At 35.6% G+C, this 2,985-nt stretch carries 3 protein-coding genes; all 3 read right to left on the bottom strand.

All coding sequences use genetic code 11. The features are described 5' to 3' along the window. Positions 1 to 560 (bottom strand): DEAD/DEAH box helicase family protein (locus tag EUI_RS0107190; RefSeq protein WP_010017110.1); only part of this gene is annotated, 560 nt, incomplete at its 3' end. Then, positions 560 to 2,506 (bottom strand): DNA methyltransferase, encoded by a 1,947-nt coding sequence (locus tag EUI_RS0107185; RefSeq protein ID WP_010017109.1) that lies wholly within the window; start codon positions 2,504 to 2,506, stop codon positions 560 to 562. The genes EUI_RS0107190 and EUI_RS0107185, both read right to left, overlap by 1 nt. Beyond that, a partial coding sequence (locus EUI_RS10815; protein WP_010017108.1) for a hypothetical protein occupies positions 2,499 to 2,985 on the bottom strand: 487 nt, incomplete at its 5' end. The genes EUI_RS0107185 and EUI_RS10815, both read right to left, overlap by 8 nt.

Genomic DNA, 2,985 nt, shown 5'->3' with positions numbered 1-2,985 from the left:
AAATCACCATAAGTTAAACCATTTTCGCGTGGTGTATTTAATTCATTTGCTAAAGTTTGGATCGTTGTTAGCCGCAAGTAAATCACGCCTGGTTCACTGTTTGTTGGAAAGCGGGTGACTTCTCGCAATTCAATCGGAGTACCATCAATATTGAGTGGTTGTGAAAAGAGGTACTTTGGTGACTGAACATTCAGCATGTTTTCACGGGTTTTAGCAATCACCGCGTTTGTATTAACGACAAACAGAAAATTTTGATAGCCAAATTCATGGTAAAAATACAGCATATCAGCTGCCATCACATCAGTTTTTCCGGAACCAGTGGCCATATGGAATAACAATTGATTAAAGCGACTGGCAACATTGGCATCCTTTTGCGTGTAATTCAAATTGTATAGTGACTGCTTTTGATAATCACGTAACTGATGCTTGAGATTGTGCTTAATGTAGTCCGGATAAACAAAGGCGTGCCTGGGTTCGTCATTTTTTAAAAAATCACTCGTATAGTCATTAATCTCATGAATAATTGGTAAGACAAGTTCTCGTGCTTTCTTTTTGGCCATTACATATCACGCTCCCCATAAAAGCTCTTATTAAACGCAATATCACTATCAGCCATCAGCTCTTGTACATTATAATCGTCCATATCACTGTACGCATAATACAACTGATTCTTATCAATGACCTTGACTATCAGCTGCTTTTTATCAGCCAATGACATGGCTTGGTATTCAGGATTTTGCAGGACTTTTTCAACATCGACTCGGAAATCAAAATCAGCGCCACCTTCAATCATGCGATTAACGACATCTTCTAATTGCTTCGTTGTTTCCGCTTGTTGGACATCTTTGAGATAACCTTGATTTTTTTCCATCAATTCAGCATAGACAAATGATCCGCCGCCCTGCCAATTAACATCTTTAGAGATACCACCTTGTTCGCCAGCAATCACCTTTTTGAGGCGTTCAACAGAAACAGTTTTAATATAATCCATCTGTTCAATCCCAATAAAGCGTCGCTTCATCTTCATAGCGACGGCTTGAGTTGTCGCAGATCCCATGAAAAAATCAAGGACCATATCATGTTCAGTTGTGGTTACTTTCATGATTTCACTCAGTAATTCCTCTGGCTTTGCATAATCAAAGTCATTTCTCTCAAACAAGTTGTCAATCTGATCATTACCTAATTTATTAACGGTTTTCCCACTATATAATTTGAGTAAAAAATCAGAATAAACAGCAGAGGACTTATTTTTATCATCATCTTCATCTTTGAAAATACGTCGAAACGGCCTATCACCTGACATGAAATCATAATCATCCGGGAAACCTATGCCGCCATTTTCATACCATTCTTGAAATGTGTCTTTAGCAACTGCCCAAGAACGTTTAGGATTTACAGGATACTCCTTACCCGTTTTTGGATTTATCATTGTAAAATTAGAGTTCGGCCGTTGTTGAATTGTTGTCTGTTTCGTTATATCAGCCTTACGCCAGGGCCTATTAGGAAAGTCTTCAGTTTCCAAATATTGACGTTTAACTTGACGTCCAATAATTTCATCGTTTTCAAATCCTGCAGTATACACCAATATCCAGTCAAAATCTTGAGATAAATTATACGGAACATCTGATTTACCATTACGAGTTTTACGTGGTATCGTACCAACAAATTTATCATTGGTAAATACAGAATCAGCCAAAATTTTTAAATAATGCATACCGTCTTCAGAAATATTTATCCAAATTGACCCTTTTTCGGATAGCAACTCTTTCGCAATTTCCAAACGATTTTTCAAGAAAGTTAACCATGCTGAAAGATGAAAATTTGAATTATATTTAAATGCATCCTCTGAAATCGTCTTTTTAAAAAAATATGGAACATCTAAATAAATCAATTTAACACAGCCTGTATAACGTTTCTTCAAACTATTCAATGCAATCAAGTTGTTTCCCTTGATAATCAAATTATTATCCTCAAAAGTATCAACTGGTGCACCGTCTAAATTTTCTTGATCATACTTAGTAGCATTAACAAATATTTTAGGCTCCAATAATTGATCAATTTCAGCCTTAGCTATCGTTTCATGTAAAAAAGGTTCATCAGCATCTTTTTGATCTTCTTTCGTCATACCAGCTTTTAAAACGGTATCTTTGAAGGGAAAATCTAGCACAACATCAGCAGTCTCATCAATGAACTTACCACCAGCAGTAAGGCCAATTTTATTCTCAAATTTTGTATAGCTATCTTGCCAGTATTCTTTATACGTAAACATTTCAATAAACTGGTTTAGCTTAAACAGTTCTACACTTTTATCATCTATAAGAATTGATTCCGTATAGGTATCATGAATTAGTTGATTAGCTAGTAGTGCCTTCATCAACATAGGTGTATAAGCATCCAGGTCTTCTATTACTTTGTTGCGCTTTAGAGTGCCTTTATCTGAAAAATAGGTGTTACCAAAATCTTTCAAAATGGACTTTGTTGTCTCCATAACTTTTGAATCAATCATTTTTTTGCCCTCGTTTTTTAAATTGCCACCACTTTTTAGGTTTAGTTTGCGCTTCTGCTGGTTCTGTTTCACTTTGGGGTGACACATCTTTTTCATCCTCACGAATCGGCATCGCTAAGGATTTCAAATCTTTGATTTCTGCTTTGTACTCTTCTAATAGTTTTTTGTCTTGCAAAGCCAATCGTTGTTGCTGATCCAGAAGATTTTGTGTTTGTTTTTGAACGTCTAATAAACTTTTTATCTGTTCATCTTTTTCTTTTATCGAATTTATCACATCTAAGTAAACATCATAATCGACAAGTCTATTTGTCGATTCACTTGTTGGTGACTGGTCATTTTCAAAACCCATAGATTCCTTTATGTTTTTAACATCTCGAGCGTTCAAAACATATCTATTGCCATCCTTATTTGGCGTTTTACTTGGCGATAATTTGGCGATTATTTGTTGAATTCGTTGCTTTGAAACTCCCAATTCATCT

Origin of the sequence: Leuconostoc gelidum subsp. gelidum KCTC 3527, from assembly GCF_000166715.1 — a bacterium.
In the GTDB taxonomy this organism is placed as follows: Bacteria; Bacillota; Bacilli; order Lactobacillales; family Lactobacillaceae; genus Leuconostoc; species Leuconostoc gelidum.
This window is presented reverse-complemented; position numbering and strand designations above follow the sequence as displayed.

What these genes read in the sequence shown, in the direction of transcription:
- EUI_RS0107185 (WP_010017109.1), bottom strand. Translation starts at nt 2,506, where the DNA reads ATGATTGATTCAAAAGTTATGGAGACAACAAAGTCCATTTTGAAAGAT.